The sequence below is a fragment of the Kitasatospora sp. NPDC048296 genome (genome assembly GCF_043201815.1).
Classification (GTDB): Bacteria; Actinomycetota; Actinomycetes; order Streptomycetales; family Streptomycetaceae; genus Kitasatospora.
The window spans coordinates 22,071-44,551 of sequence record NZ_JBICZB010000015.1; the positions used below are offsets into that span (position 1 = coordinate 22,071).

Annotated in this window: 23 protein-coding genes; 7 read left to right on the top strand and 16 right to left on the bottom strand. The window is 72.8% G+C overall.

Annotated features, from left to right (window positions below; translation table 11 throughout):
* Window positions 1–183 precede the first annotated feature (183 nt).
* Entirely contained in the window at window positions 184–657 is a 474-nt protein-coding gene (locus tag ACGF12_RS11950; RefSeq protein WP_387628040.1) for a MarR family winged helix-turn-helix transcriptional regulator, read from the bottom strand.
* 174 nt (window positions 658–831) lie between these two features.
* Here ACGF12_RS11950 and ACGF12_RS11955 point away from each other — a divergent pair, with 174 nt between their 5' ends.
* Window positions 832–1,242, top strand: a complete 411-nt coding sequence (locus ACGF12_RS11955) for an organic hydroperoxide resistance protein (RefSeq protein ID WP_393028165.1) — start codon at window positions 832–834, stop codon at window positions 1,240–1,242.
* Between the two features lie 158 nt (window positions 1,243–1,400).
* On the opposite strand, the gene ACGF12_RS11960 is transcribed toward ACGF12_RS11955, so the two are convergent.
* Window positions 1,401–1,739, bottom strand: coding sequence for an SHOCT domain-containing protein (locus tag ACGF12_RS11960; protein WP_393028166.1), 339 nt, complete (start codon window positions 1,737–1,739; stop codon window positions 1,401–1,403).
* Window positions 1,740–1,981: 242 nt separating this feature from the next.
* Here ACGF12_RS11960 and ACGF12_RS11965 point away from each other — a divergent pair, with 242 nt between their 5' ends.
* Window positions 1,982–2,353: a hypothetical protein gene (locus ACGF12_RS11965; RefSeq protein WP_393028167.1), complete on the top strand. Its 372-nt coding sequence runs from the start codon at window positions 1,982–1,984 to the stop codon at window positions 2,351–2,353.
* Between the two features lie 129 nt (window positions 2,354–2,482).
* Here the strand turns inward: ACGF12_RS11965 and ACGF12_RS11970 are convergent, their stop codons facing one another.
* The 3 genes from ACGF12_RS11970 to ACGF12_RS11980 all read right to left on the bottom strand — a co-directional run bounded on the left by ACGF12_RS11970 (window position 2,483) and on the right by ACGF12_RS11980 (window position 5,532).
* Window positions 2,483–3,133, bottom strand: a complete 651-nt coding sequence (locus ACGF12_RS11970) for a beta-glucanase (protein ID WP_393028168.1) — start codon at window positions 3,131–3,133, stop codon at window positions 2,483–2,485.
* A 178-nt stretch (window positions 3,134–3,311) separates the two neighbouring features.
* Window positions 3,312–3,968: a CBS domain-containing protein gene (locus ACGF12_RS11975; protein ID WP_393028169.1), complete on the bottom strand. Its 657-nt coding sequence runs from the start codon at window positions 3,966–3,968 to the stop codon at window positions 3,312–3,314.
* Between the two features lie 352 nt (window positions 3,969–4,320).
* Complete coding sequence (locus ACGF12_RS11980) at window positions 4,321–5,532, bottom strand: FAD-dependent monooxygenase (protein WP_393028170.1); 1,212 nt, start codon at window positions 5,530–5,532, stop codon at window positions 4,321–4,323.
* 112 nt (window positions 5,533–5,644) lie between these two features.
* Between ACGF12_RS11980 and ACGF12_RS11985 the strand changes: the two genes are divergently transcribed.
* Window positions 5,645–6,361 (top strand): TetR/AcrR family transcriptional regulator, encoded by a 717-nt coding sequence (locus ACGF12_RS11985; RefSeq protein WP_393028171.1) that lies wholly within the window; start codon window positions 5,645–5,647, stop codon window positions 6,359–6,361.
* 222 nt (window positions 6,362–6,583) lie between these two features.
* Here the strand turns inward: ACGF12_RS11985 and ACGF12_RS11990 are convergent, their stop codons facing one another.
* The gene (locus ACGF12_RS11990) at window positions 6,584–7,162 is read right to left on the bottom strand and encodes a hypothetical protein (protein ID WP_393028172.1); all 579 of its coding nucleotides are present in this window, start codon (window positions 7,160–7,162) and stop codon (window positions 6,584–6,586) included.
* Between the two features lie 258 nt (window positions 7,163–7,420).
* Window positions 7,421–7,786: a hypothetical protein gene (locus ACGF12_RS11995; protein WP_393028173.1), complete on the bottom strand. Its 366-nt coding sequence runs from the start codon at window positions 7,784–7,786 to the stop codon at window positions 7,421–7,423.
* A gap of 240 nt (window positions 7,787–8,026) precedes the next feature.
* Here ACGF12_RS11995 and ACGF12_RS12000 point away from each other — a divergent pair, with 240 nt between their 5' ends.
* Window positions 8,027–8,296 (top strand): GlsB/YeaQ/YmgE family stress response membrane protein, encoded by a 270-nt coding sequence (locus ACGF12_RS12000; RefSeq protein ID WP_387628060.1) that lies wholly within the window; start codon window positions 8,027–8,029, stop codon window positions 8,294–8,296.
* A 106-nt stretch (window positions 8,297–8,402) separates the two neighbouring features.
* Here the strand turns inward: ACGF12_RS12000 and ACGF12_RS12005 are convergent, their stop codons facing one another.
* Together ACGF12_RS12005 and ACGF12_RS12010 are read right to left on the bottom strand one after the other, a co-directional pair.
* The gene (locus ACGF12_RS12005) at window positions 8,403–9,569 is read right to left on the bottom strand and encodes an RNA-guided endonuclease InsQ/TnpB family protein (RefSeq protein WP_393028174.1); all 1,167 of its coding nucleotides are present in this window, start codon (window positions 9,567–9,569) and stop codon (window positions 8,403–8,405) included.
* Window positions 9,570–9,723: 154 nt separating this feature from the next.
* Window positions 9,724–11,664: an amino acid transporter gene (locus ACGF12_RS12010; RefSeq protein WP_393028175.1), complete on the bottom strand. Its 1,941-nt coding sequence runs from the start codon at window positions 11,662–11,664 to the stop codon at window positions 9,724–9,726.
* Between the two features lie 362 nt (window positions 11,665–12,026).
* Between ACGF12_RS12010 and ACGF12_RS12015 the strand changes: the two genes are divergently transcribed.
* The gene (locus tag ACGF12_RS12015) at window positions 12,027–13,592 is read left to right on the top strand and encodes a N,N-dimethylformamidase beta subunit family domain-containing protein (protein ID WP_393028176.1); all 1,566 of its coding nucleotides are present in this window, start codon (window positions 12,027–12,029) and stop codon (window positions 13,590–13,592) included.
* Window positions 13,593–13,624: 32 nt separating this feature from the next.
* On the opposite strand, the gene ACGF12_RS12020 is transcribed toward ACGF12_RS12015, so the two are convergent.
* Window positions 13,625–14,413 (bottom strand): hypothetical protein, encoded by a 789-nt coding sequence (locus ACGF12_RS12020; protein WP_393028177.1) that lies wholly within the window; start codon window positions 14,411–14,413, stop codon window positions 13,625–13,627.
* A 230-nt stretch (window positions 14,414–14,643) separates the two neighbouring features.
* Between ACGF12_RS12020 and ACGF12_RS12025 the strand changes: the two genes are divergently transcribed.
* Together ACGF12_RS12025 and ACGF12_RS12030 are read left to right on the top strand one after the other, a co-directional pair.
* On the top strand, window positions 14,644–15,396 hold the full coding sequence (locus ACGF12_RS12025; protein WP_393028178.1) for a polyprenol monophosphomannose synthase: 753 nt from the start codon (window positions 14,644–14,646) through the stop codon (window positions 15,394–15,396).
* Window positions 15,397–15,501: 105 nt separating this feature from the next.
* On the top strand, window positions 15,502–16,767 hold the full coding sequence (locus tag ACGF12_RS12030) for an aromatic acid exporter family protein (protein ID WP_393028179.1): 1,266 nt from the start codon (window positions 15,502–15,504) through the stop codon (window positions 16,765–16,767).
* Window positions 16,768–16,796: 29 nt separating this feature from the next.
* Here the strand turns inward: ACGF12_RS12030 and ACGF12_RS12035 are convergent, their stop codons facing one another.
* From ACGF12_RS12035 to ACGF12_RS12060, 6 genes are all read right to left on the bottom strand, one after another.
* The gene (locus ACGF12_RS12035; protein ID WP_393028180.1) at window positions 16,797–17,246 is read right to left on the bottom strand and encodes an SRPBCC family protein; all 450 of its coding nucleotides are present in this window, start codon (window positions 17,244–17,246) and stop codon (window positions 16,797–16,799) included.
* A gap of 4 nt (window positions 17,247–17,250) precedes the next feature.
* Complete coding sequence (locus ACGF12_RS12040) at window positions 17,251–17,724, bottom strand: VOC family protein (protein ID WP_393028181.1); 474 nt, start codon at window positions 17,722–17,724, stop codon at window positions 17,251–17,253.
* A gap of 90 nt (window positions 17,725–17,814) precedes the next feature.
* Window positions 17,815–19,806: a phosphocholine-specific phospholipase C gene (locus tag ACGF12_RS12045; RefSeq protein WP_393028182.1), complete on the bottom strand. Its 1,992-nt coding sequence runs from the start codon at window positions 19,804–19,806 to the stop codon at window positions 17,815–17,817.
* Between the two features lie 14 nt (window positions 19,807–19,820).
* Window positions 19,821–21,257: an endonuclease/exonuclease/phosphatase family protein gene (locus tag ACGF12_RS12050; RefSeq protein ID WP_393028183.1), complete on the bottom strand. Its 1,437-nt coding sequence runs from the start codon at window positions 21,255–21,257 to the stop codon at window positions 19,821–19,823.
* Window positions 21,258–21,563: 306 nt separating this feature from the next.
* A complete protein-coding gene (locus ACGF12_RS12055; RefSeq protein ID WP_393028184.1) occupies window positions 21,564–21,830 on the bottom strand; it encodes a metal-sensitive transcriptional regulator in 267 nt (88 codons plus the stop codon).
* Between the two features lie 163 nt (window positions 21,831–21,993).
* Window positions 21,994–22,341 carry a PRC-barrel domain-containing protein gene (locus ACGF12_RS12060; RefSeq protein WP_393028185.1) on the bottom strand — a complete coding sequence of 116 codons (348 nt, stop codon included), beginning with the start codon at window positions 22,339–22,341 and terminating at the stop codon, window positions 21,994–21,996.
* Window positions 22,342–22,481: the final 140 nt, after the last annotated feature.

Below are 22,481 nucleotides of genomic sequence, written 5' to 3' on the forward strand. Positions count from 1 at the left end.
GACGGTCGCAACGTGATCCAGATCACACCCCGTCGAGGCCCGGCTTGACAAGCCCATCGGCGGCCCCGCACCAAGCCCGCACCACAGCTCCGCGACGCCGACACCGGCGCCGACACCGGCGCCGACACCGACACCGACACCGACACTGGGGCCGGCGCCGGGACCGACGCCCACACGACAGCCCTACGGCGCGGGCTCCACCACCGCCGAGTCCAGCGCGCCGGTCACCCGCTCCAGCAGCTCATGCAGCGCGGCCAGGTCCTCGACCGGCAGCCCGGTCGCCGCGAGCAGCCGGCGCGGCACCTGCCCGGCCCGCTCGCGCAGCACGGATCCCTCGGGCGTGAGACTGACGGTCACCGAGCGCTCGTCCTCCGGGCTGCGCTCGCGGCGTACCAGTCCGGCCGCCTCCAGCCGCTTGAGCAGCGGGGAGAGCGTGCCGGAGTCGAGCCGCAGGCGCTCACCGATCCGCTTGACGGGCAGTTGGCCGTCCTCCCAGAGCACCAGCATCACCAGGTACTGCGGATAAGTGAGCCCGAGATCCCGGAGCAGGACCCGATAGACACCGCCGAAGGCGCGCGAGGCGGCATTGAGCGAGAAGCAGATCTGCTGGTCGAGGCGGAGCAGTTCCTCGTCCGCCATGCCCGGGAGCGTGGTCATGGAGCCATGGTACCGATCGCAATCACGCCATTGAGTTGTGCGCAATTGAATTGCGTGCTCTACTTGTCGAGCAGACAGCGGGCCGCCAGGCAGCCACCCGAGCGGCACGATCCGCGCACGGCGATCCACGACCCGCACCCCGCGAGACGAGCAGCAACACGAAGGGACACCACCATGGACGCGCTCTACACCGCCGCCGCCACTGCCAACGGTCGCGAGGGCCGCGCCGTCAGCTCGGACGGCCAGCTCGACCTCGCTCTCGCGATGCCGCCCGCACTCGGCGGCAGCGGCCAGGGCACCAACCCCGAGCAGCTGTTCGCGGCCGGCTACGCCGCCTGCTTCGCCAGCGCCCTGGGCCTGGTCGGCCGCCAGGCCCGAGTGGACACCAGCGAGGCCTCGGTGACCGCCGAGGTGTCGATCGGCAAGGACGACGAGGGCTTCGGCCTCTCCGTGGTGCTGCGCGTCGAGCTGCCCGACGCGCTCGCGGGCGAGACCGGCCTGCAGCTGGTCAAGCAGGCGCACGAGGTCTGCCCCTACTCCCGCGCCACCCGGGGCAACATCCCGGTCGAGCTCGTCGTCGAGTAAGTTCGGCAGGGCGATCAGGCCTCGTCGAACGAACGCGCCGCGCACGACGCGCAGGCCGTGCGAGCCAGGCCTGCCGAGCAAGCCCGACGCGCACCCGGCAGACACCGCCGAGGCCCGCCGCACACCTGGTGCGGCGGGCCTCGGTGCGCACCCCCCGGTCAGCCGCCGCCCGGCCCGTCCGCCGAACGCAGCGTCTCCAATCGGTGCCGGTACTCCTCCGCGTCGATCTCACCCCGTGCGAACCGCTCCGCGAGCACCTGCTCCGGGGACGGGCCGGGTGCCCAACCGGGCGGCCCACCCGGCCCCGGGCCGGCGGCGCCCGCGGCCCCGGGGCCGGTCGGAACCCGCTGCCGCGAGCGGGAGAGGTACCGGATCAGCGCGACGGCCAGGAGCACCAGCAGCGCCAGGACCAGCAGCGAGCCGATCGCCATCACGGCGATGCCCCAACCGCCGATTCCGTGGCCGGGCCCGTACCCGTGACCATGCCAGTGCCCCATCTGGACCTCCTCCTCCGGCCCCACCGGGCCCGCCGAGGCGACCGACGCCCTACCGTCCGAGGTGCCGGACCACCGGAGGTGCCGTCGCGCCCGGGAGCGGCTCCACGGAAGGAGCGGAGTGTCCGAGGTGATCAGCGCCTTACCACCATCGTGCGCCCGCGACCGGTCAAAGCGCTGTCAAGAAAGCCTGAGAAAACGTGCCTGCGCTCACGCCCCCGACCACCGGGGTAGCGTTGCCACCCATGAGCCACCACCTGCCCGGCGACCACCGCTCCCCCGAGCAGCTCGTCGCCGCCGGGATGCTCCGCCGCCACACCGACGGCTCCTCCCACCCGGCGCTCGGCCGCTCCCCGATCGTCTACGTGTCCACCGCGCTCTGGACCGAACTCACCGCCCTCGCCATCGCCCCCTCCGCCGCCGAGGCCACCGCCACCGCCCTGCTGCGCGCCATCGCCGACCAGGCCGAGGACGCGGCACTCGCCCCGGGCAACGAGCGGGCCCCGCGCGACGACCTGTACGTGACCGACCCCGCGCACATCGGAGCGCACCGCCGGGCGGTCTGGTTCCAGCGCTCCGGCCCGGGCGGCCCGATCACCGCGACCTTCGCACCATGAGCCCCCGAACCGCGCCGCGAGACCCTGAACCCCGACGTTCACAATCCGCGACGTTCAAAAACCGCGAGGTCACGGACCACAAGGTCACGGACCGCGACGTCCGAAGCCGTGGAATCCCACGCCGCCGGTTCAGCGCTCGACCCTCAGGCTGTGGCAGACCCAGCTGAGCCGGTCCGGCCCGTCGGCCGACGGCCGGTCGTGATAAGTCCCGTCCGCCACCGACAGGTTGACGATCAGGTAGGCATGCCAGCCGGCCCCCACCCCGTGCAGGTCCGCGTAGACCAACTCCTCCTCGACGTACCAGTCCACCGAGTGCGCACCGAGTACCACCCGCAGGCCGAAGGCCGCCCCCGGCTCGATCCCGACGCTGCCGCCGTGCCAGTACCGGAACCCGCCGCGGACGTGGTTGGAGATCTCCAACAGGTCCGGGTTGTCCGGGTGGTACTCGAACATGTCGACCTCGTTGCCACCGTCCCGCCAGGTCCAGATCGCCGGCCAGGCGCCCAGCTCGACGGGCAGGGTGACCTGCGCGGACAGCACGTCCCCGGTGCGGACCTGGAAGCCCTCCGGACTGCCCTCGGTGGTCAGCAGATTGCAGGTCCACAGCCCGCCGGCGGGCCGCCGGACGGCGGCGAACACCCCGCCGGGGCAGTACTGGCGGCTCAGGTAGTCGAGTTTGTGGTCGCTCCGGTTGGTCGGCCCCATCCGCGGGTACGCGCTGCTGCGCCCGGCGATCCACTGCCTGGTCGAAGTGAAGTCCGCGTCGAACACGACTGCCACGGCCGCCTCCCCAATGCTCCGGCGCCCCGGCAGTCCGAACCGCCGGGCACACAGGGTGAGTTACCCGATACGCTCCGCAGTATGCGAACCGAACCGGACCGGCGAGGTCCGGGGCGGCAGCCGTCGGGAGCTCGGGGCAACAGCCTCCGGGGTCCGAGGCGACGGCCGGGCGCCCGGATCAGCCGACCGACGCGGTGGCACCCCCGGCCCGGAGCCGGTCGGTCACCGAGACCACCCCGTCCACCGAGCGGCACAGGTTCAGCACCACCGGCACCAGGTGGGCCTCCGGCACGGTGCCGCTGAGCACCACCCGACCCTGGTCAACCTCCACCCCGATCTCCGCCGGGCTCACCCCGTCGATCCGGCCGAGCACCTCCTCGACGATCTCCCGCCGGATCACCCGGTCCTCGCGCAGGAACACCCTCAGCAGGTCGCCTCGGCTCACCATCCCGAGGACCCGTCCCTCCTCGTCCAGCACCGGCAGCCGCTTCAGCCCGTGCCGGCTCATCAGCCGGGCCGCCGCGACCACGCTGGTGTCGGGCGTGGTGCAGACCGGCTGCGCCGTCATCAGGTCCGCCGCCGTGATCTCGCCGCCCGGCCCCGCCTGCGCCGACTCGGGCGCGGGCAGCAGACTGCCCGGGTCCTCCTGCGCGGCCAGAGTGCGCAACAGGTCGGCCTCCGAGACCACGCCGAGCGGCCGCCCCTGCGGGTCCACCACCGGCACCCCGGTGATGTCGTAGTCGGTCAGCAGTGCGACGATCTCCCGGAAGCCGGTCTCGGGCGCGACCCGGACCACGGGGCTGGTCATCACGGATTCGACGGTGGCATGCCGCACGCCGGTTCACCTCGTCCAAACGGTGCTGGTCGGACCGGGCACGGATCGTCCCGGCCGGTACCCGCAGCATGACCCCGAACGGCCTAGATCGCCAGGGGCCAAGAGGCTGAACGGGTGGGACCAAGGACCCTGGGCTGCGAACACGGGCCCGGCGGGCGGGAGGGCGCGGTCCCGGGGCGCGCCGGGGCCACGGACGGCGCAACCACCCCGGTGGGGCCGGAGGCCGAGCGGCCCGCCCCGGACCGCGCCCCGACCCCGGACCGCACCCCGACCCCGGACCGCACCCTGGCCGCGGAGCGCCCCGCCCGGGCGGCCGTCCGAGCCGAAGCGCTCCTCGACAACGGCGGCCGGGTCAGCCCGCCGCACCGACCCGACCGGCCAGCGCCCGGCCGTAGTCCGGAAGTTCGACGCTCGACACCTGCTTGCCCAGCTCCAGCATCTTGTCCAGCGCCCACCGCCGGTTCAGCACGGCGTTGCGCAGCCGTAGTCCGGTCGCGGTGCGCGGCGCCAGGAACGGGCCGGTGCGGTCCCCACCCTTCTGGCAGCCCTGGGCGTAGTCGCGCAGCAGCCGCTCGTACCGGGCGAAGGCGGCACGGTGGTCGCCGCGGGCCAGTGCCAGCTCGCCCGCCAGGACGTACGCGGCCACCACCGCCGTCCCGGTGCCCATGCCGCCGATGCTGGCACCGCAGGCGGCGTCGCCGAGCAGGGCGATCCGTCCGGCGGACCAGGCCGGAACGTCGGCGCGGCTGATCGAGTCGAAGTACAGCTCGGGCGCGGCGTCCAGGCTCGCCAGCAGCTGCGGCACCCGCCAGCGCAGGCCCGCGAAGGCGTCCCGGACCAACGCCTTCTGCTGGTCCGGTTCGTGGCGGTCGTAGTGCAGCTCGGAGGAGGCGAACAGGCAGAACGCCCCGGCCCGGGCGGGGTCGCGGTGGTCGGCGCCGACGGACATCAGCCGACCGGGCACGTTGAGGCCGAGCCCGCCGGCCGGCAGGCCGTCGTCGTTCGGCAGCTGCCAGGTGGCCGCGTAGTAGCCGAGGTGGCGGACGAACCGCTGCTCGGGGCCGAAGGCGAGCCGCCGCACGTTGGAGTGCAGCCCGTCGGCGCCGATCACCAGGTCGAACTCGCGGGGCGGGCCGTGCCGGAAGGCGACCCGGACGCCGTTCGCCGTCTCCTCCAGGGCCGTGATGGAGTCACCGAAGACGTACTCGGCGCGGGCGCTGGTGTGCCGGTGGAACAGCTGAGCCAGCTCGCCGCGCGGGACCTCCAGCTCGCCGCCGGCGAACTCGGCCGGCAGGTGCAGCAGTTGCCGTCCGCTCTGGTCCACGAAGGTGATCGGGCTGCCGCCGGTGTCGAGCGCGCGCAGTTCCTCCAGGACGCCCATCCGTTCCAGCACGGTCAGGTGGGTGCGGCCCCGGAAGTCGACGTTCTGGCCGCCGCCGCGCGGCGCCGGGGCCAGTTCGACCACCGTCACCTCGAAGCCGTACCGGCTCAACCAGTGGGCGAGCGCCGGACCGGCGATGCTCGCGCCCGAGATCAGCACTTCGGTGCGCCGGGAACCACTCATGGAAACCACCCCGTCCAAGGATCAAGAAACTGTGTCTCGCGGACACTGTTCACTGCTGTGTACGGTAGACACAGTTGGCGCGGGCAGGCAACCCCCAGAACGGGAGCGGACGATGGGCGAGGCGGCGAACGACACGGTGCGGCTACTCTGGGGCCCGCCGGCCAAGCCGACCCGGGGCCCGAAACCGGCCCTCAGCCTGACTCGGATCGCGGCGGCCGGCGTCGAGGTGGCGGACGCGGAGGGGCTCGGCGCGGTGTCCATGCAGAAGGTGGCCGCGCTGCTCGACTTCACCAAGATGTCGCTCTACCGCTACGTGCCCGGCAAGGCCGAGCTCATCGCCCTGATGGTCGAGTCGGCCGTCGACGAGCCGCCGACGGCCGTCGAGGGCACCCACTGGCGGGAGCAACTCACCGCCTGGGCACACCACTTGGCCGAATCCTTCACCCGGCACCCGTGGCTGCTGGACGCCACTGTCGGCCCCCGGGTGCCGGGGCCGAAGGAACTCGCCTGGCTGGAGCGGGTGGTGGCCGCCCTCGACGGCCACGGGCTTACCGGCGCCGAACGGATGGACGCCGCCGTACTGCTCGCCGGGCATGTGCGCGGCATCGCCGAACAGGCCCGCGCGGTCGGCCCGAACGGCTCCCCCGAGGCCGAACTCCTCGCCGCCCTCGGCACCGTGGTGCACCGGCACGCGGACCGCTACCCCGCCCTGGCCGCCGCCATGGCCGAGCCGGACGGGCACGACCAGGCCCTGGACTTCGGTTTGGAGCGCATCCTGGACGGCCTGGCCGCCCTGATCAGCCGCCGCCCCCCGTCGCAGCCCCGATAACCTCTCGATCAACGCTCCCGGGAGCGGCTAGCATCCCGGCCCATGGCCATGTTCGTGCACCTGACCGCCGCGGCGAACGCGCCGCGCATCCGCCGCGCCGGCATCCGGGCCGACAGCCGGGGCCAGGGCGGTGTGCGCGGGGTGTACTGCTTCCCGGTGCTGCCCTCGTACACCCTCACCCACCAGTGGCTGCGCGAGCTGGCCCGGTTCGGCCCGAAGGGGTCACTGGTCGCCGTGCACGTCCGGCTGGAGGACGAGCAGCAGGTGCTGGTCGGGCACTACCGGGACCGCGCGAAGGAGGCCCAGAAGTGGCTCTCGGCCGCCGAGGCGGTCGCGCGGATCGGCGCGCTCGCCGACCCGCGCGGCTGGGAGGTGGTCGTACCGCGCGCGCTGGGCGCCCGCGAGGTGCACCGGATCCGCGCCGTACCGCAGGTCGCCGGCTGGCGCTACCTCCCGGGCGCCCACGGCACCCGCCCCTGCATCTGTGCGGGCTGCCGCCTGCGCGGCGGGTACGGCGACCGGCGGATGCGCGAACGTCACCCGCACCCGCTGGACGGCCCGCCGCCGCCCGTGCCCGTCCTGCTCGCCCGGATCGAGGCGGCGGGCGAGCCGGGCGACCCGGCAGAGCTGCGGGCCGCCCTGCACTGGTTCGGCCTGCGCCGCCGGGGCCCGGTGGACCTCCTCGCCCGGCTGGCCGACCACCCGGACCCGGGCGTGCGCAGGGAGCTGGTCTGGGCCGTCTTCGGCTGGTCCACCCCGGGTGTCGCCGAGCTGTTGGACGGCCTCGCCGAGGACCCGCACCCGGAGGTCCGCGAGGCCGTCGCGGGGGGGGGGGGGGGGGGGGGGCCCCCGGCCCCCCCCCCCCCCCCGCCCCCGGCGGGCCGGCCGGCAACCGCCCACGCAGGCCGGGGGGCGTGTGGGGGGGGCCCCCCCGGGGGGGCGCCGCGGTGGGGCCCGCCCCCCCCGCGCCCCCCCCCCGGGGGGCCCGCGGGCCGGGCGGGGGGGCCGGGGCGCCGGCCGCCCCCGCGCCCCCCCGCGACCCGGCGCTGCCGGAGGCCGTCAGGAAACGCGCTTCAGCTGCCAGGAGTTGTTGTTGAGGCTCGGCACGGAGGAGTACTGGCAGCCGGAGCTGAAGAAGCTGCTGACGATCGTCCAGCCGGCCGGCGGCCAGGTGGACGCGCAGGCGTTGACCACGGTGCCGACCGGGTAGCCGGTGAGCTGCATGATCTTCTTGGTGTTCGGGTTGAACCCGGATCCGCAGCCGGCGCTGTTCCACCACTGGACGTCCACGGAGCCGCCCGGGGTCAGCGAGGAGGAGCAGACGGTGCTGGTGTCGCCGGGCGCCGCCTGGGCGGTGCCCATGGTCAGGGTGAGGGCGGCGGCGGTACAGCCGAGGGTGAGGACGGCGGCACGAAGTCGGGTCACGGGAGCGGCTCCTCTCGGGTGACGCGGCCTGTCCGCGTCGGACCCATTCCTACCGGCACGAATGACCCTTCGAACAGTGCGTTTCCGGCCCCACCGGCGGCGCGTTCTCGCCCCCTCCCGGCCCTCCCGGGCAGGCGCCGACGTGCCCGTTCGGCCGAACCGGGTGATCATGGGACGAACCGCGTCTTCGGCGATTCGGCGCACCGGTGCCCGCCGGACGCGCCGGGAAGGTGGACCGCGATGTTCCAGCTCCTGTGGATTCTGCTCATCGGCTTCGTGCTGGGCATGCTCGCCAAGCTGATCCTGCGCGGGCCGCAGTCGATCCCGTGGTGGCTGACCATGCTGCTCGGCGCCGCCGGGGCCTGGCTCGGCAACGCCGTCTCCGGCTGGATCGGCGTCCGCCACACCTCGGGCATCGACTGGATCCGCCACATCCTCCAACTCGGCTTCGCCGTCGCCCTGGTGGCGTTCGTCGCGCCCGCCTGGACCAAGTCCCGCCCGCCGCGCTGACCCGGCGGCCACCGGACGGAGAGGGAGTCAACGACCCGGGACTGAAGTCCCGGGCTTGAGGTTGACCACGTGCCCGATGAGTCGCCCCACCGGTGGTCACCTCGTCTCAGCAGCGCTGGACGCTGCTGGGGCGGTTGACTGCGCCCCGCTGCCACGCATCAGCCGCTCTGTGCCGGATGTTGCGGGAGCCGTTGATGTCCGCGTGCATGGTTATGCCGCAGGCGCGGCACGCGAACGTCGCTTGATCCACTCGATTGGTTTTGTGGGTGTGCCAGCAGGCGGAGCACTGACGGGAGGTGTAGGCCGCATTGACGTGCACGACGGGAACCCCGGCGCGCTGGGCCTTGTACTCCACGAAGGCTCCGAGCTGGGCGAACGCCCAGGAGTGGAGGCGGTACCGCTGGTCGTGCCTGGCCTTGACCCTCTCGCGGATGCCCGACAGGTCTTCCAGGGCGATCCCGCGCGAGGTGCGTTCAGCGGTGGTGACGATGGTCTTGGAGATGCGATGGTTGGTGTCGGTGGCGAACCGCTGCTCACGGCGACGGATCGCCTTAAGACGCCGTTTGGCGTTCTTGGTCTTCTTGGCCTGGAGCTTCGCGGTCAGGGCGCGGAGGCGCTTGCGGTACCGCTCCAGGCGACGACCGGACAGCACGGTGCCGTCCGAGGTGGTGGCGATGTTGACGATACCCAGGTCGACGCCGAGCCAGTCTGCGGGGGTTTCGATCTCGGGGGTGGGAATGTCACAGGTGGCGAACAGGTACCACTGGCCGTCGCGGACAACGAGGTCGGATTCGCCCTGCCGACGGTCGGCCAGCATGCGCGCCGCGTCCGGGGAGCACACGAACCGGATGCCCTTCAACCGCCCGGCCGTGGTCCAGACGGACACCGTCCTGCCGTCGGTGTTCCACGACAGTATCCGGTCATCGAACGGCTGCGCCGCATCCGGGCGGAATACGATCGGCTTCGACTCCGCCTTATTGCGGCGCTTGCTCCCCTTCGGGCCGAGGTTCCCGGCCCGAAGGTTCGCCTTCAACGTCGCGTAGGCGTCACAGACCTTCTTCACCGACCGCACGGCGGCCTGCGCCCCCAGGTCGAACTCTTCCTTGACGTGCCGGTACACCAGTGGCTGCAACCCGTTGCGACGCCACTCGCCCTTGGCGAACGCCACCTCAGAGATGTGGTTCGCGGCCCGGTTGCACACACGCAGCGTCGCAGCGAGCGCGTCCGCCTGATACGATGACGGCTCCAGCTTCACCCGGACAACGATCTTCACACGAATGAACGTAGTTCGCGCAAAATCGAAAAATCAAACCGGGAGGTCAGAGCACATGGAAGAGAACTCCGCCGCTTCGCGGCTCCGATCCAAGGAGCCGATTCCTCCCGGGGCTGAAGCCCCGGGCTTCCTCGGCAGAATCAGGTGAACCGGCTCAGCCCACGTGTACCGCGGGCCGCCGGGCGCGGTCCGACTCGGCCTCGCGGAGCACCTCGCGGGTGACCGGCGCGATCTCGCCCTGCCCGAACAGGAAGAACCGCAGGAACTGGGCGAAGGGGTTGCCCTCGGTCCACTCGAAGTAGATGTGCGGCTGCTGCCCGGTGAGGTCGCGCACCTGCAGCAGCAGCGCGGCCAGTGCGTTGGGCACGCTGGAGCTCTGCAGTGACAGCACCCGGTAGCGGTCGTGCAGCACCTCACCGCGCACGTCCAGCACGGACTCGAACTCGGACGGGTCGAGCACGGTGACCTCGACGAATACCAGGTCGTCCTCGGCCGGGATGTCGTTGTCCTTGCGGATCTGACGGAGCTTGTCCCGGTACTCGGCGAGGTCCCGGCTGTTCGGCTCGTTGGCGATCAGCCGCAGCGGGCGGTGCATGTAGTCCCGGACGAACCGCTCCGCCACGTCGTCCAGCACCACGTCGGTGACGCGCAGCTCGAAGGCCCGCTTGAGCCGGGAGGCGAAGGAGACCAGCATGATGCCCGCGATGAAGCAGCCGCCGATCTTGACGCCGTCCGGGCGCTCGGCGATGTTCGCGCCCGTGGTGTAGAGGAACACCGCCGCGATCACGGCGAAGCCGATCGTCCCGCCGCGCTGCCCGGCCTTGTGGGCGGCGATGGTGACGGCGATGGCGGCCGAGCTGATCAGCACCAGCACACCGGTCGCGTACGCGCCGCCCTGGGCGTCCACGTTGGCGTCGAAGATCCAGGTGACCAGGAAGGCGATCAGGGTGAGCACGATGACGGTGGGCCGCACGGCGCGCGCCCAGTGCGGCGCCATGCCGTAGCGGGGCAGGTAGCGCGGCATCAGGTTGAGCAGCCCGGCCATCGCGGAGGCGCCGGCGAACCAGAGGATGGCGATGGTGGACAGGTCGTAGACGCTGCCGAAGCTGGTGCCGAGGTTCTGGTGGGCGAGGTAGGCGAGCGCCCGCCCGTTGGCCTCGCCACCCTTCTTGAAGGCGTCGGCCGGGATGAGCAGCGTGGTGATGAAGCTGGTGGTGATCAGGAAGACGCTCATGATCGCGGCGGCGGTGGTGAGCAGCTTGCGCGCGCCCCGGATCCGGCCGGTGGGCTTCTCCTCGGTGTCGTCCGGGTCGCCCTCGATGTGCGGCATCACCGCGACGCCGGTCTCGAAGCCGGACAGGCCCAGGGCCAGCTTCGGGAAGACGATCAGCGCCACGCCGATCATCGCGAAGGCGTTGCCGTGCTGGACGGTGAGCGCGTCCGTCCAGTCGCTGAACACGTGCGGGGCCTTGAGCACGTGCCAGAGCCCGTTCGCCACCACCACGACGTTGAGCGTGAGGTAGATCCCGACCAGGAAGACGGCCAGGCCGATCGCCTCGCTGAAGCCCTTGAGGAAGACCCCGCCGAGCAGGGCGACCAGGATCAGCGTGACGGTCACCTGCTTGCCGCTCAGCATGCTGGTCAGGTGCGGGTTCTCCACCAGGTGCGCGGTGGCGTCGGCGGCCGACAGGGTGATGGTGATCATGAAGTCGGTGGCCGCGAACCCGAGCAGGGTCAGCACGAAGAGCTTGCCCTGCCAGAACGACAGCAGTCGCTCCAGCATCGCGATGGAGCCCTCGCCGTGCGGGCTCTCCTGGGCCACCCGCCGGTAGACCGGCAGCGCGCCCAGCAGGGTGACGAGCACCAGCACGATGGTCGCGAGCGGTGAGACCAGGCCGGCCGCGAGGGCGGCGATGCCGGGCTGGTAGCCGAGCGTGGAGAAGTAGTCGAGGCCGGTCAGGCACATCACCCGCCACCAGCGCTGGCCCTTCTCGTGCGGCGCCTGGGCGTGCGGGCCGGGGTGCTGCTTGGCCATGTCCGACAGGCCTTGCAGCATCCACTCCCGGAACCTCGCGCCCCGCGTCGGAGGAGCCATTCCCGGTTCGGCCGAACCCGACGAGACCACGTGCACCCCTGTCCACGACTTCAGCCGGCCACTCGCGGCTCCGGACCCCCTGGTCGCCGCCGGACGGCGGGCCTGGTCAGGCTAGGTGACCTGGCCTCGACGGCCCGGGAACCGCGCGGGCCAACACACCACGGTGCGCCCGTACGGCCCTCCGGGGTCGCGGACGCTGTCCGGCCGTGGTCGCGGCCCCGGCGCGGCGGTCGGCATGAACTGCCCGAAACGGGTGAGGATGTCCGCGCGCGTTGACGCACGGGGTTGACGCACGGGGTCGGTGCGACCCCGCGAGGTCGACGCGCCGCGGGCGCGCAGCGACGAACGACGAGGAGGCCGCGGTGGCGGAACCGAGCCGGCGGGGGATTCTGGGCCTTGGGCTGATGGCGGCCGCCGTCAGCTCCTGCGGGACCCGCCACCCGGACGCGACCCCGAACCCTACGCCCGACTCCCAGGGCACCCCTCGCGCGGCCGAGCCCACCACCGCCCAGCACGTCGGCCTGAAGAGCGAGCAGTCCCAGCCCGGCAACCCCGACTGGGAGATCACCGACCCCGGCCCGGCCGACGCCATCGAGGGCTTCGCCGACCGGGTCAGCGTGCTGCCCGGCGAGTCCTTCGGCCTGCACGTCTCCACCGCCGCCTCCGCCTTCACCGTCTCCGCGTACCGGATGGGCTGGTACGACGGCGCCCGCGCCCGCCTGGTCTGGCGCCGCGAGCACGTCCCCGGCACCAAGCAGGCCGCGCCGCACGTCGACCAGAGCACCCGCACGGTGCTGACCGACTGGCAGCGCACCCTCGCCGTGGACACCACCGACTGGCCCGAGGGCGCCTACCTGCTGCGGCTGGACGTCGAGGGCGGCCCCGGCCGGCGCTACGTCCCGCTCACCGTCCGCTCGGCGAGCACCGCCGGAAAGACCGTGGTCATGAGCGCCCCGGCGACCTGGCAGGCCTACAACGAGTGGGGCGGCTACAGCCTCTACAACGGCCCGACCGGAACCCTCGCCACCCGCTCGCTGCGGGTCGTCTTCGACCGGCCGTACGACTACGACCACGGCGCCGGGCTGTTCCTGGTCTACGAGGCGCCGCTGATCGCCCTCGCCGAGCGGCTCGGGCTGCCGCTCGCGTACACCACCGGGATCGACGTGGCCCGCGACCCGGGGCTGCTGCGCGGCGCCGGCGCCGTCCTCTCGCTCGGCCACGACGAGTACTGGTCCCCCGAGCAGCGCGCCAACGTGGTCGCGGCCCGCGACGCCGGGACCAACCTGGCGATCCTGGGCGCCAACTGCTGCTACCGCCGGGTCCGCTTCGAGCCCACCGGGCTCGGCCCGGACCGCACGGTGGTCTGCTACAAGGACGCCTGGGCGCAGGACCCGGGCCACCAGGCCGGCGCCCCGGCGACCACCGACTTCCGGGTCGGTCCGGGCGCCGACCCGGAGAGCTCGATGCTCGGCGTGATCTACGACGGCTACCCGGTGGACGCCCCGTACGTAATCACCTCGCCCGGGCACTGGGTCTTCGAGGGGACGGGCGTCGCGGCCGGGGCCTCCTTCCCGCACCTGGTCGGCGTCGAGTACGACCGGGTGAACACCGGCTTCCCCACCCCGCGCCCGATCGAGGTGATCGCCCACTCCCCCGTGGTCTGCGAGGGCCGCCGCTCCCACTCCGACACCGCCTACTACACCGTGCCGAGCGGCGCCGGGGTCTTCGCCACCGGGACGATGCGCTGGGTGGAGACGCTGGACGCGCGCGGCCCCGGCGGCGGCAAGGCCGACCACGGCATCGACTCGCACGCCGGGGACGTGGTCCGCAAGGCCACCGAGAACGTCCTGCGCGCCTTCGCCGCCGGACCGGCCGGTCGCACCCACCCCGCCCAGGACAACCTCGCCGCCGTCTACGGCACGGCGTAGCGGGCCCGGCGGGACGGCCGGCGGGCCCCGGTTCAGCCCGCCGTGATCGGCGGGACGAAGGTCTCCGGCGGGCCGAAGTCCGAGTAGACCCCCTTGATCACGGTCAGCTTGCCGTTCACCGTCATCGACTGCTCGCCCCGCACCGGGCGGCCGAGCCGGTCGATCCACAGCTGGTAGTCGAGCCCGTCCACGCCGCTGGAGGCCATCCGCTCGGCGTTCGACGGGTCCGCGCGGCGCACCTGCTCCACCGACAGGTGCGCGGCCAGGTGGAACACCGGGACGCCGCCCTCGGACTCCATGCCCTTGCGGGCGGAGGGGCCCGCGGCCAGCAGCACCTTGGCGTACCCGCCGTAGTGGTTGCTGTCGGCGCCGTCGTCCCCGGTGGACGGGGCCTTCTTCCAGGGCGTGCCCTTCGCCTTGTCGCGCATGTACGTGGTGCCGTCCACGGTCAGCGACTCCGTCGAGTTCAGGGTCAGGAACCCGCCGACGGTGGTCGTCCCCTCCACATGACTGCCGAGGGTCGGGGTGTTGACGTTGACCCGGCCGCTCATGTCCATGAGCACCCGATCGTCCCCCTCGCCCGCCGTGGTCGTCATCTTCAGGCTCGCGGCGTACGGCGCCGGATCGGCGTGCGCCACCGCCACCTCCGGGTCGAACGCCCCCGCGGCGTCCGCGGGCGCCCCGACGGCTGGGCTCGCGGTGGGGTGCGCGGCGGGGTGCGCCGAACCCTCCGGACCGCAGCCCGCGACGGCCGTGAGCGCGAGGGCCAGGACGGTGACGGGCAGCGCGGTGACGGGCAGGGCGGTACGACGAATCGTCAAAGGAATGCTCCGGGTCGGCCGTTCGGGACGAGCCGGAAGCCTGCCACAGCGGCCGATCACAGTCGAACTGGTTTCCGACCCCGTTGGGGTGGCCCCGGGCGGGCGCCCCGGACGGGAGGAGGCCGCCGGCCCGGCTACACTCACACGGTCTAACAGCAGCGCAGGTCGTCCAGGACAACCGACCGGTATGGCACAGGTGCCGGCCGGCGAGGGCACGAGGGAAACAGAACATGTTCGAGGCCTCCCCCAAGGTCGTTGTCGTCGTCCCCACGTACAACGAGCGGGAGAACCTTCCGGTCCTCGCCGGGCTCCTCGCGGAACTCCCGCTGGAGAACCTGCACCTGCTCGTGGTCGACGACAACTCCCCCGACGGCACCGGCGAGATCGCCGAGAAGCTCGCCGCCGACTCCGACGGCACCGTCGGCGTGCTGCACCGCACCGAGAAGAACGGCCTCGGCCGCGCCTACCTGGCCGGCATGGCCCGCGCCCTGGACGAGGGCGCCGACGTCGTGGTCCAGATGGACGCCGACCTCTCCCACCCCGCCTCCGCGATACCCGCGATGGTCCGGGCCCTGCTCACCGACGACACCGCCGTGGTGCTCGGCTCCCGCTACGTGCCCGGCGGCTCGACCGCCGCCGAGTGGCCCTGGCACCGCAAGGCGCTCTCCGCCTGGGCCAACCTCTACGTCAACGCGATCCTCGGCCTGGGCGTGCGGGACGCCACCGCCGGCTTCAAGGCCTGGCGGGCCACCACTCTGCGGGCCATCGACCTGCCGACCGTGCGGAGCAACGGCTACTCGTTCCAGGTCGAGATGAACTACCGGGTCATCCAGCGCGGGCTGACCATCCGCGAGGTGCCGATCCGCTTCGAGGAGCGGATCGAAGGCGCCTCGAAGATGAGCATCGGGGTGCAGGTCGAGTCCGCGCTCGCGCCCTGGAAGCTGCGTTTCAACCGCGAGAACGACCCCGGCGAGCTCGGCTGACGCCGACGGACCGAACGGAACGACCGGCGCCTGCGGCGCGGTCATCCGGGTAGTAGGACGGCCGGGTGGCGGTGCCAGCGGCGGCCGCGGGGAAAGAAGGCCGTCATGGCCCTTCTCCCGGAGTCCTTCACGACCCTGGTCCGCCGTGGCGCCCGAGAGCCCTTCGTCGTCCAGACCGTGCGGGCCACCGTGGCCGCCACCCTCGCCTACGCGGTGGCCACCCGGCTCAGCAGTGAGCCCGCACCGCTGACGGCGCCGCTGACCGCGCTGCTGGTGGTCCAGGTCACCGTCTACTCGACACTCAAGACCAGCATCCGCCGGGTCAACTCGGTGGTGGTCGGGGTGCTGATCGCGATCGGCTTCAGCGCCGTGGTCGGGCTCTCCTGGTGGAGCCTCGGGCTGATCATCCTGGCCTCCCTGATCATCGGCCGGTTCGTCCGGGTCGAGGAGTTCGTCCAGGAGGTCGCGATCAGCGCGATGCTGATCCTGGGCGTCACCAAGCTGGCCTCGCAGGCCTGGGACCGGGTGCTGGAGACGCTGATCGGCGCGGCCGTCGGCCTGCTGTTCAACCTGCTCTTCGCCCCGCCGGTCTGGGTGGACACCGCCGGGGAGTCGATCGAGGACCTCGCCCGGCGGGCCCGGAAGCTGCTTCTGGACATCGCCGAGGAGCTGGGCCGCCCCATCCCGGTGGCCCGGGCCGCCGAGCGGCTGCACGAGGCCCGCCGGCTCGACCAGGCGATCGCCGAGGTGGACGCGGCGCTGCGCCAGGCCGAGGACAGTCTGCGGTTCAACCCCCGGATCAGCGAGGGGCTGCTCTCCCGGCTGGTGCTGCGCACCGGGCTGGACACGCTGGAGATCTGCGTGGTGGTGATCCGGGTGCTGGCCCGCTCGCTCACCGACCTGGCCAAGCGGCGCGGGCCCGGCGAGCGGCTCTTCCCGCCGGAGGTCGCGGTCGGGCTGGAGGAACTGCTGGCGCACGTCGGCGGGGCGATGGTCAGCTTCGCGGTACTGGTCACCACCCAGGTGACCCGCAACGCCGAGGAGGCCGAGGAGCGGCTGACCGCCGAACTGGCGGCGGCCTGGGCCTGCCGGGAGAACGTCGCCCAGGTGCTGCTGCGCAGGGTCCAGGAGCATCCGGAGGCCTGGCAGCTGCACGGCTCGATGCTGGCCGAGATGGACCGGATCCTGGACGAACTGGACCTGGAGCACCGCAGTCGGCGGCTGATGGAGGAGCTCGACCGGGCCTCGGTGGCGAACCGCGAGCGGTTCTCCCGGTTCGCCGGGCTGCGCCGCTACGTCCGGGGCGAGCGGGGGCCCGGCCGTCGGACGTCCGCCCAGGCGGAGCGCCCGGCGGCGAAGGCCGGGCACTGATCCTGCCGCGGGCCCGGGAGATCAGGACGTCAGGGCATCAGCCAGGGCTGCTGCGGCAGCGGGTGCCCGGTCTCCAGGTAGGTCTTGAGGTTGGACAGCACCGCCGACCAGCCCTGTTCGGCGTCCGCCCGTTCGGCCTCGTCGGCGAGGTTCTCGTGGGTGACGGTGAGCCGGGTGAGGTCCCGCCAGGCCCGGATGTCGAAGCTGACCCTGGAGGGCCCGGCCGGGCGCTGATCCTCGGGCCCGGCCCAGCTGGTGACCAGCCGGTACGGGCGCTCGGCGGCCTCGACGATGCCGATCACGTCGGCGATCCCGGAGTCGTCGGGGCGCTGGTGCTCCCAGGGCGCGCCGGGCAGCCAGGTGGAGACGTTGCGGTGGCCCCAGTAGAGGCCCGACTCGTCGGCGTTGGTGAGCGCGTGCCAGACCCGTTCGGGCGTGGCGCGCAGGTAGACGATGCCGCGGTGGCTGAAGGCGGTCACGGCCTCAGCCCCTGGCCGCGTCGAGCAGCGGCTGGATCTCGATCTTCCGCATCCGCAGCATGCTCGCCATCACGCGGTCGGCCCTGGCCCGGTCCGGGGCGGCGATCAGGTCGATCAGGACGCGCGGCGTGATCTGCCAGGAGAGGCCGTAGCGGTCCTTGAGCCAGCCGCACGGGCCCTCCTGGCCGCCGTCGGCGGTGAGCTTGGCCCAGAGTTCGTCGATCTCCTGCTGGTCCTCGCACTCCACCTGGAGCGAGATCGCCTCGGTGAAGGTGAACTCGGGGCCGCCGTTGAGCGCCGTGTACTCCCGGCCGACGAGTTCGAACTCGACGGTCATCACCGAGCCGGCCGGGCCGGGGCCGGCCTCGCCGTAGCGGGTGACCCTGGTGATGCCGGAGTTGGGGAACAGCGAGGTGTAGAAGAGGGCGGCCTCTTCGGCCCGGTCGTCGAACCAGAGGAAGGTGGTGATTTTCTGCATGCGCCCGACGGTAGCGGCGGGCCCTGTCGCGGCGGCCGAGCCACGGCCGGGGGTCACCGGATCGGCGCCCCCGGCCGGGCCGGCCCTCGGTCAGTGCACCCAGCCCGCGTAGCGCTGCACGAAGCGCTGGCCGGTGTGGGCGGTGACGACGACGTCGTAGCGGCCCTGCTTGTCCAGCGGCCAGGACAGGTTGGCCTGCTTGCCGGGCTTGACCCAGACGGTCTGCGCGGTGCCCGCGAAGTCGTTGGGCGCGGCGGTGAAGGCCACGTCGGTCATCCCGTCGTTGGCGACCTGGAGGGTGAGCTTCAGGTTGCCGTGCAGGTCGGCGGTGACGATCGGCACACCGATGTCGTTCTGCCCGTCCTGCCCGTCCCGGACCACCGTGCCGGCGAAGCGGCGCACGAAGCCGTCCGGGCCGTGCACGGTGAAGTCGTAACGGCCGTCGGTGGCGGCCGCGTCCCAGACGTACGTCGCGCCGGCGCCGGGGGCGACGGTGTACGGCGTGCCCGCGAAGGGGAGCAGGATGTTCGGGTAGACGGTGTACGGGAAGGCCACCGAGCCGTCGTTGCTCATCACGCAGCTGACCTTGCCGGTCGTGCGGTCCACCGACACGTCGGCCCACGGCTGGTACGGCAGCGGACGGTGCGGGCGCTCGCCGCGCTCCTGGACGGGCATCGACTGGGCGCCGATCGCCGGGAGGGCGACGCCGGGCAGCTTGGTGCCCGCGTCGGCCCTGGCCATCAGGGCGTTGGTGTCGGGCAGCTTCGGCAGCGAGTGGTCCGGGGCCGCGAAGTCGAAGCAGCTGGTGAGGTCGCCGCAGACGGACCGGCGCCAGGCCGAGATGTTGGGCTCGGCCACGCCGGTGACCTGCTCCATGAAGCGCAGCACCGAGGTGTGGTCGAAGACCTGGGAGTTGACCCAGCCGCCGCGCGACCAGGGCGAGACCACCCAGAGCGGGACGCGGTTGCCGAGGCCGATGGCGCGCCCTTGGGTGAACTCCTCGGGGGTGCCGGGCTCGGGGGTGGGCGGGACCATGTGGTCGAAGTAGCCGTCGTTCTCGTCGTACATGACCAGGAAGACGGTGTGCCGCCAGACCTCCGGGTTGGACATCAGCGACTGCAGCGCCTGGTTGACCCAGTGCGCGCCGTAGGCCGGTCCGGCCTCCGGGTGCTCGGAGAACAGGTAGGGCGCGACCAGCCAGGAGACGGTCGGCAGGGTGCCGTCCTTGCAGTGGCGGTCGAAGTCGGTGGGGTCGAACTTGGTCATCGCGTTGATGTAACGCGGGTCGTCGTGCGGGAAGTTGTGGAACTGCTTGAAGTAGGAGAGGGCGTTGTCGTCGTAGTCGCCGGTGCGGTCGTCCTTGCTGGGGTTGTGGTAGACCCGCCAGCTGACGCCGGCCGCCTCCAGGCGCTCGGCGTAGGTGGTCCAGTCGGCGACGGGGTTGTCGGTGACCGGGGTGTTGTCGATCCACGGGCCGGTGGTGCCGTCGCGGCCGGGGCCGGCGGTGCCGGTCCACAGGTAGAGCCGGTTGGGGTCGGTGGGGCCGGCCAGCGAGGTGAAGTAGGCGTCGCAGATGGTGAACGCGTCGGCCAGGGCGTACTGGTAGGGGATGTCGTCCCGGGTGAAGTAGCCCATGGTGCGCTCGCCCTTGGCGGCGATCCACTTGTTCATCGCGCCGTTGTTGATGGCCTGGTGGCCGGTCGCCCAGTCGTGGGCGAGGCCGCCGGCGTTCTGCGCGTTGTACTTGGCGGTGTCCATCCGGTACGGCAGCATCGCCCCGCCGTCGCTGCGGCGGCTGTCGGGCTGGCGGAACACGTCGGTGCCGTCCGGGAACTGGAGCGCCTGCTTGTCACCGAAGCCGCGCACGCCGCCCAGCGTGCCGAAGTAGTGGTCAAAGCTGCGGTTCTCCTGCATCAGGACGACGACGTGCTTGACGTCCTTGATGGTGCCGGTGAGGGCGGCGCTGGTCCGCTCGTCGGCGGCGGGGGCGGCCGCGGCCTGGGTGGCGGACAGGCCGGTCAGGGCGGTGGCGCCGACGGCCGCGGTGGCGCCGACGAAGGTGCGGCGGGAGAGCTCGGGCATCACGAACTGGCCTCTCAGAGCTGGAAGGTGGCGACGGCGGCGGCGGTGTCGGAGGGCCACTCGTTGGCGGCGGCGTTCGGCTCGGGCTGCGGCCAGTCGGCGACCAGGGTGTGCGCCTCGACCAGCTTCAGCGGGCCGGCGTACTGGACGTAGTCGATGCGGTCCTGCGGCTCGGGCCGGTCGCCGCGCCGCTTGCGGGTGGGCGACCAGGTGGTGCCCGGGTTCTTGACCGGGTCGCGGTTCTCCTCGCGGAAGCTGTCGGTCAGTCCCACGGCCTGCAGGGCGGCGGTGACCGGCCAGTTGAGCGCGCCGACGCCGTTGTGGGCGGCGGCGGTGGCGGCCGTCCAGTCCAGGTGGGAGGGCGAGGAGAGCGCGCCGGCCAGCACCACCGGGAGGTGCCGGGCGAGGTCCGCGCGCACGGCCTCGGCCAGCGCCTTGGCCTGCTTGAGGCGCGGCGAGGCGTTCTCGGCGGCCGTCACCTGGGCGGCGGTGCCGCCGTCCTGCACGGCGTACGGGCCGTAGCCGGCCTCGTCGAGGTGCGCGGCCCAGAAGCGGACGCCGCGGCCGCCGGGCAGCTGGACGGTGGCGGCGACGGCGGGCAGCTCGGCGGTGGCCGGGGTGAGGTCGGTGAGCGGGTGGCGGCTGAGGATGCCGACGCTGCCCGGGCTCTGGTGGGCGTACCAGCCGAGCGCGTCGGCCAGGGTCTTGGCCCGCTCGCCGGCCGTCTCCTGCAGGGCGAGCACGTCCAGGCCCTGGACGAGGACGACGCGCAGCTGCTTCTCCAGCGCGTCGGCGTAGCCGGCACCGGCGTCGTGCAGGTTCCAGCTGGCGGTCTTGAGCCGGGGCGGGGCGGCCGGGTCCGCGACCGGGACCAGGACGGTGAGGGTGTCGGTGGCGCCGGTGCTGTCCTTGACGCCGACCACGACCAGCTCGGGGTTCCGGCCGGGGGTGGCGGGCGCGGTGCCGGTGAGCGTGCCGTCGGCGCCGACCGAGGCCCAGGCCGCGCCGCCGAGCTTGCGGTAGGCGGCGGAGCCGGGGGCGTTGCCGGCCGGGCGGGACCAGAGGCCGCCGAGCTTGATCCGCACGGCCGCGCCCGGGGCGACGGGGGTGGCGGTGAAGGAGTCGACGGCGGCGTGCGGTCGGACCACGGCGGGCTTGGGGCGGAAGCTGAACGGGGCGGTCTGGGCGAGGATGCCGTAGCCGTCCTTGGCGAGCAGGTAGGCGGTGTACGGGCCGCCGGTCAGCGCGGAGGTGTCGAGCTCGACGTCGCCCGAGGTGCCGGGGGTGTACTTCCACAGCAGCGAGGAGCCGGTGCCGGGCTGGCGGCTGCCGTCGTAGATGCCGACCCAGTTCTTGGCGTCGGGGGCGTCGGTGGTCCAGTGGAACCCGAGCCGGTCGCCTTCGGCGGGGGTGCTGGATGAGGTCAGGGTCAGGGCGCTGCCTGCGGCCACGGTTGTCCTGTCCGCCGCCAGCGGGCCCGGTCCGCCGGGGGACGGTGCCGGGGCCGCGCGCGGCTGGTCACGGAGGTTGGGAGGGAGAACGCCCACAGTTGGCTGTACAACTGCGGGCGGGCTCATTCACCCGAAGGCCGGCGACCCGGGCATGAACGCCGCGTGACGCAGCGTCGGGCGGTTCGGGAACTCCGTGGCAGAACCATCGTCAGGGCATCGCCAGGGCATGCGGAGGGGCCGCGACCGACGATCCGTCGCGGCCCCTCCGGGCTGTCGGCAGTACCGCCGACCGGAACTCGAACCGGCTCAGGCCAGGGCGAGGAACAGCTTCTCCAGCTCGGCCTCGCTCATCGGCGCGGTGCCCTCGTCTGCGGCGGCCATGCACTGGCGCATCCCGCTCGCGACGATCTTGAACCCCGCCCGGTCGAGGGCGCGCGAGACTGCGGCGAGCTGAGTGACCACGTCCTTGCAGTCCCGACCCGCCTCGATCATCGCGATCACCCCGGCCAACTGGCCCTGGGCGCGACGCAGCCGGTTCAGGACCGCGCCGACCGCCTCCTCGTCCACCTGCATGTCCGGGCCGCCTTTCCCATCGACTGTCGATGGACAAGTGTACCCGGTGGGGTATTCATTCCCGGATGGCCGAGCAGGCCGCCGCCGAGCTCGGCGACGGGTGCGGCGAAGGGCTCCGCGGCGGGCTCCCGTGGCAGGCCCGGCGACGGGCTCCGCGACGCGCTCAGCGACGGGCCAGGCGGCGTTCGCCTCCTGCGCCGGTAGCGTACGGCAGCTGGTAGTAGGCGAACACCTCGGGTTCGTCGGTGGCCGGCAGGATGTCGTCGGTGCCGATCGCGGGGGCCTGCCTGACCCTGTTCCTCGGGAACGGCACCCGCAGGTAGCCCGGCCCCGCGACCGCGCCCTCCAGCGGGACGAAGGCCAGGCGGCGCCGGCCCATCATGCCGACCGTGACGGTGGCGAAGAACGGCTCGTCGGTGGACGTCTCGACGTAGACCGACTCCAGCGCGCCGATCCGGTGGCCCTTCTCGTCGACCACGGCGTGGCCGCGCCACTCCCGGATGTCTGCCATAGCGATCCCCACGGCCTCGGACCTCCCGTGTCGCGGCTGCCACCGGCTGCACAGCCCGGAGCTTCCATCCTGCGCCGCGGCGGGCCCGGTGGCACGACGAGTCGGACGTACGGGCGCGCCCGGAGCGGGCGCACCCGAAG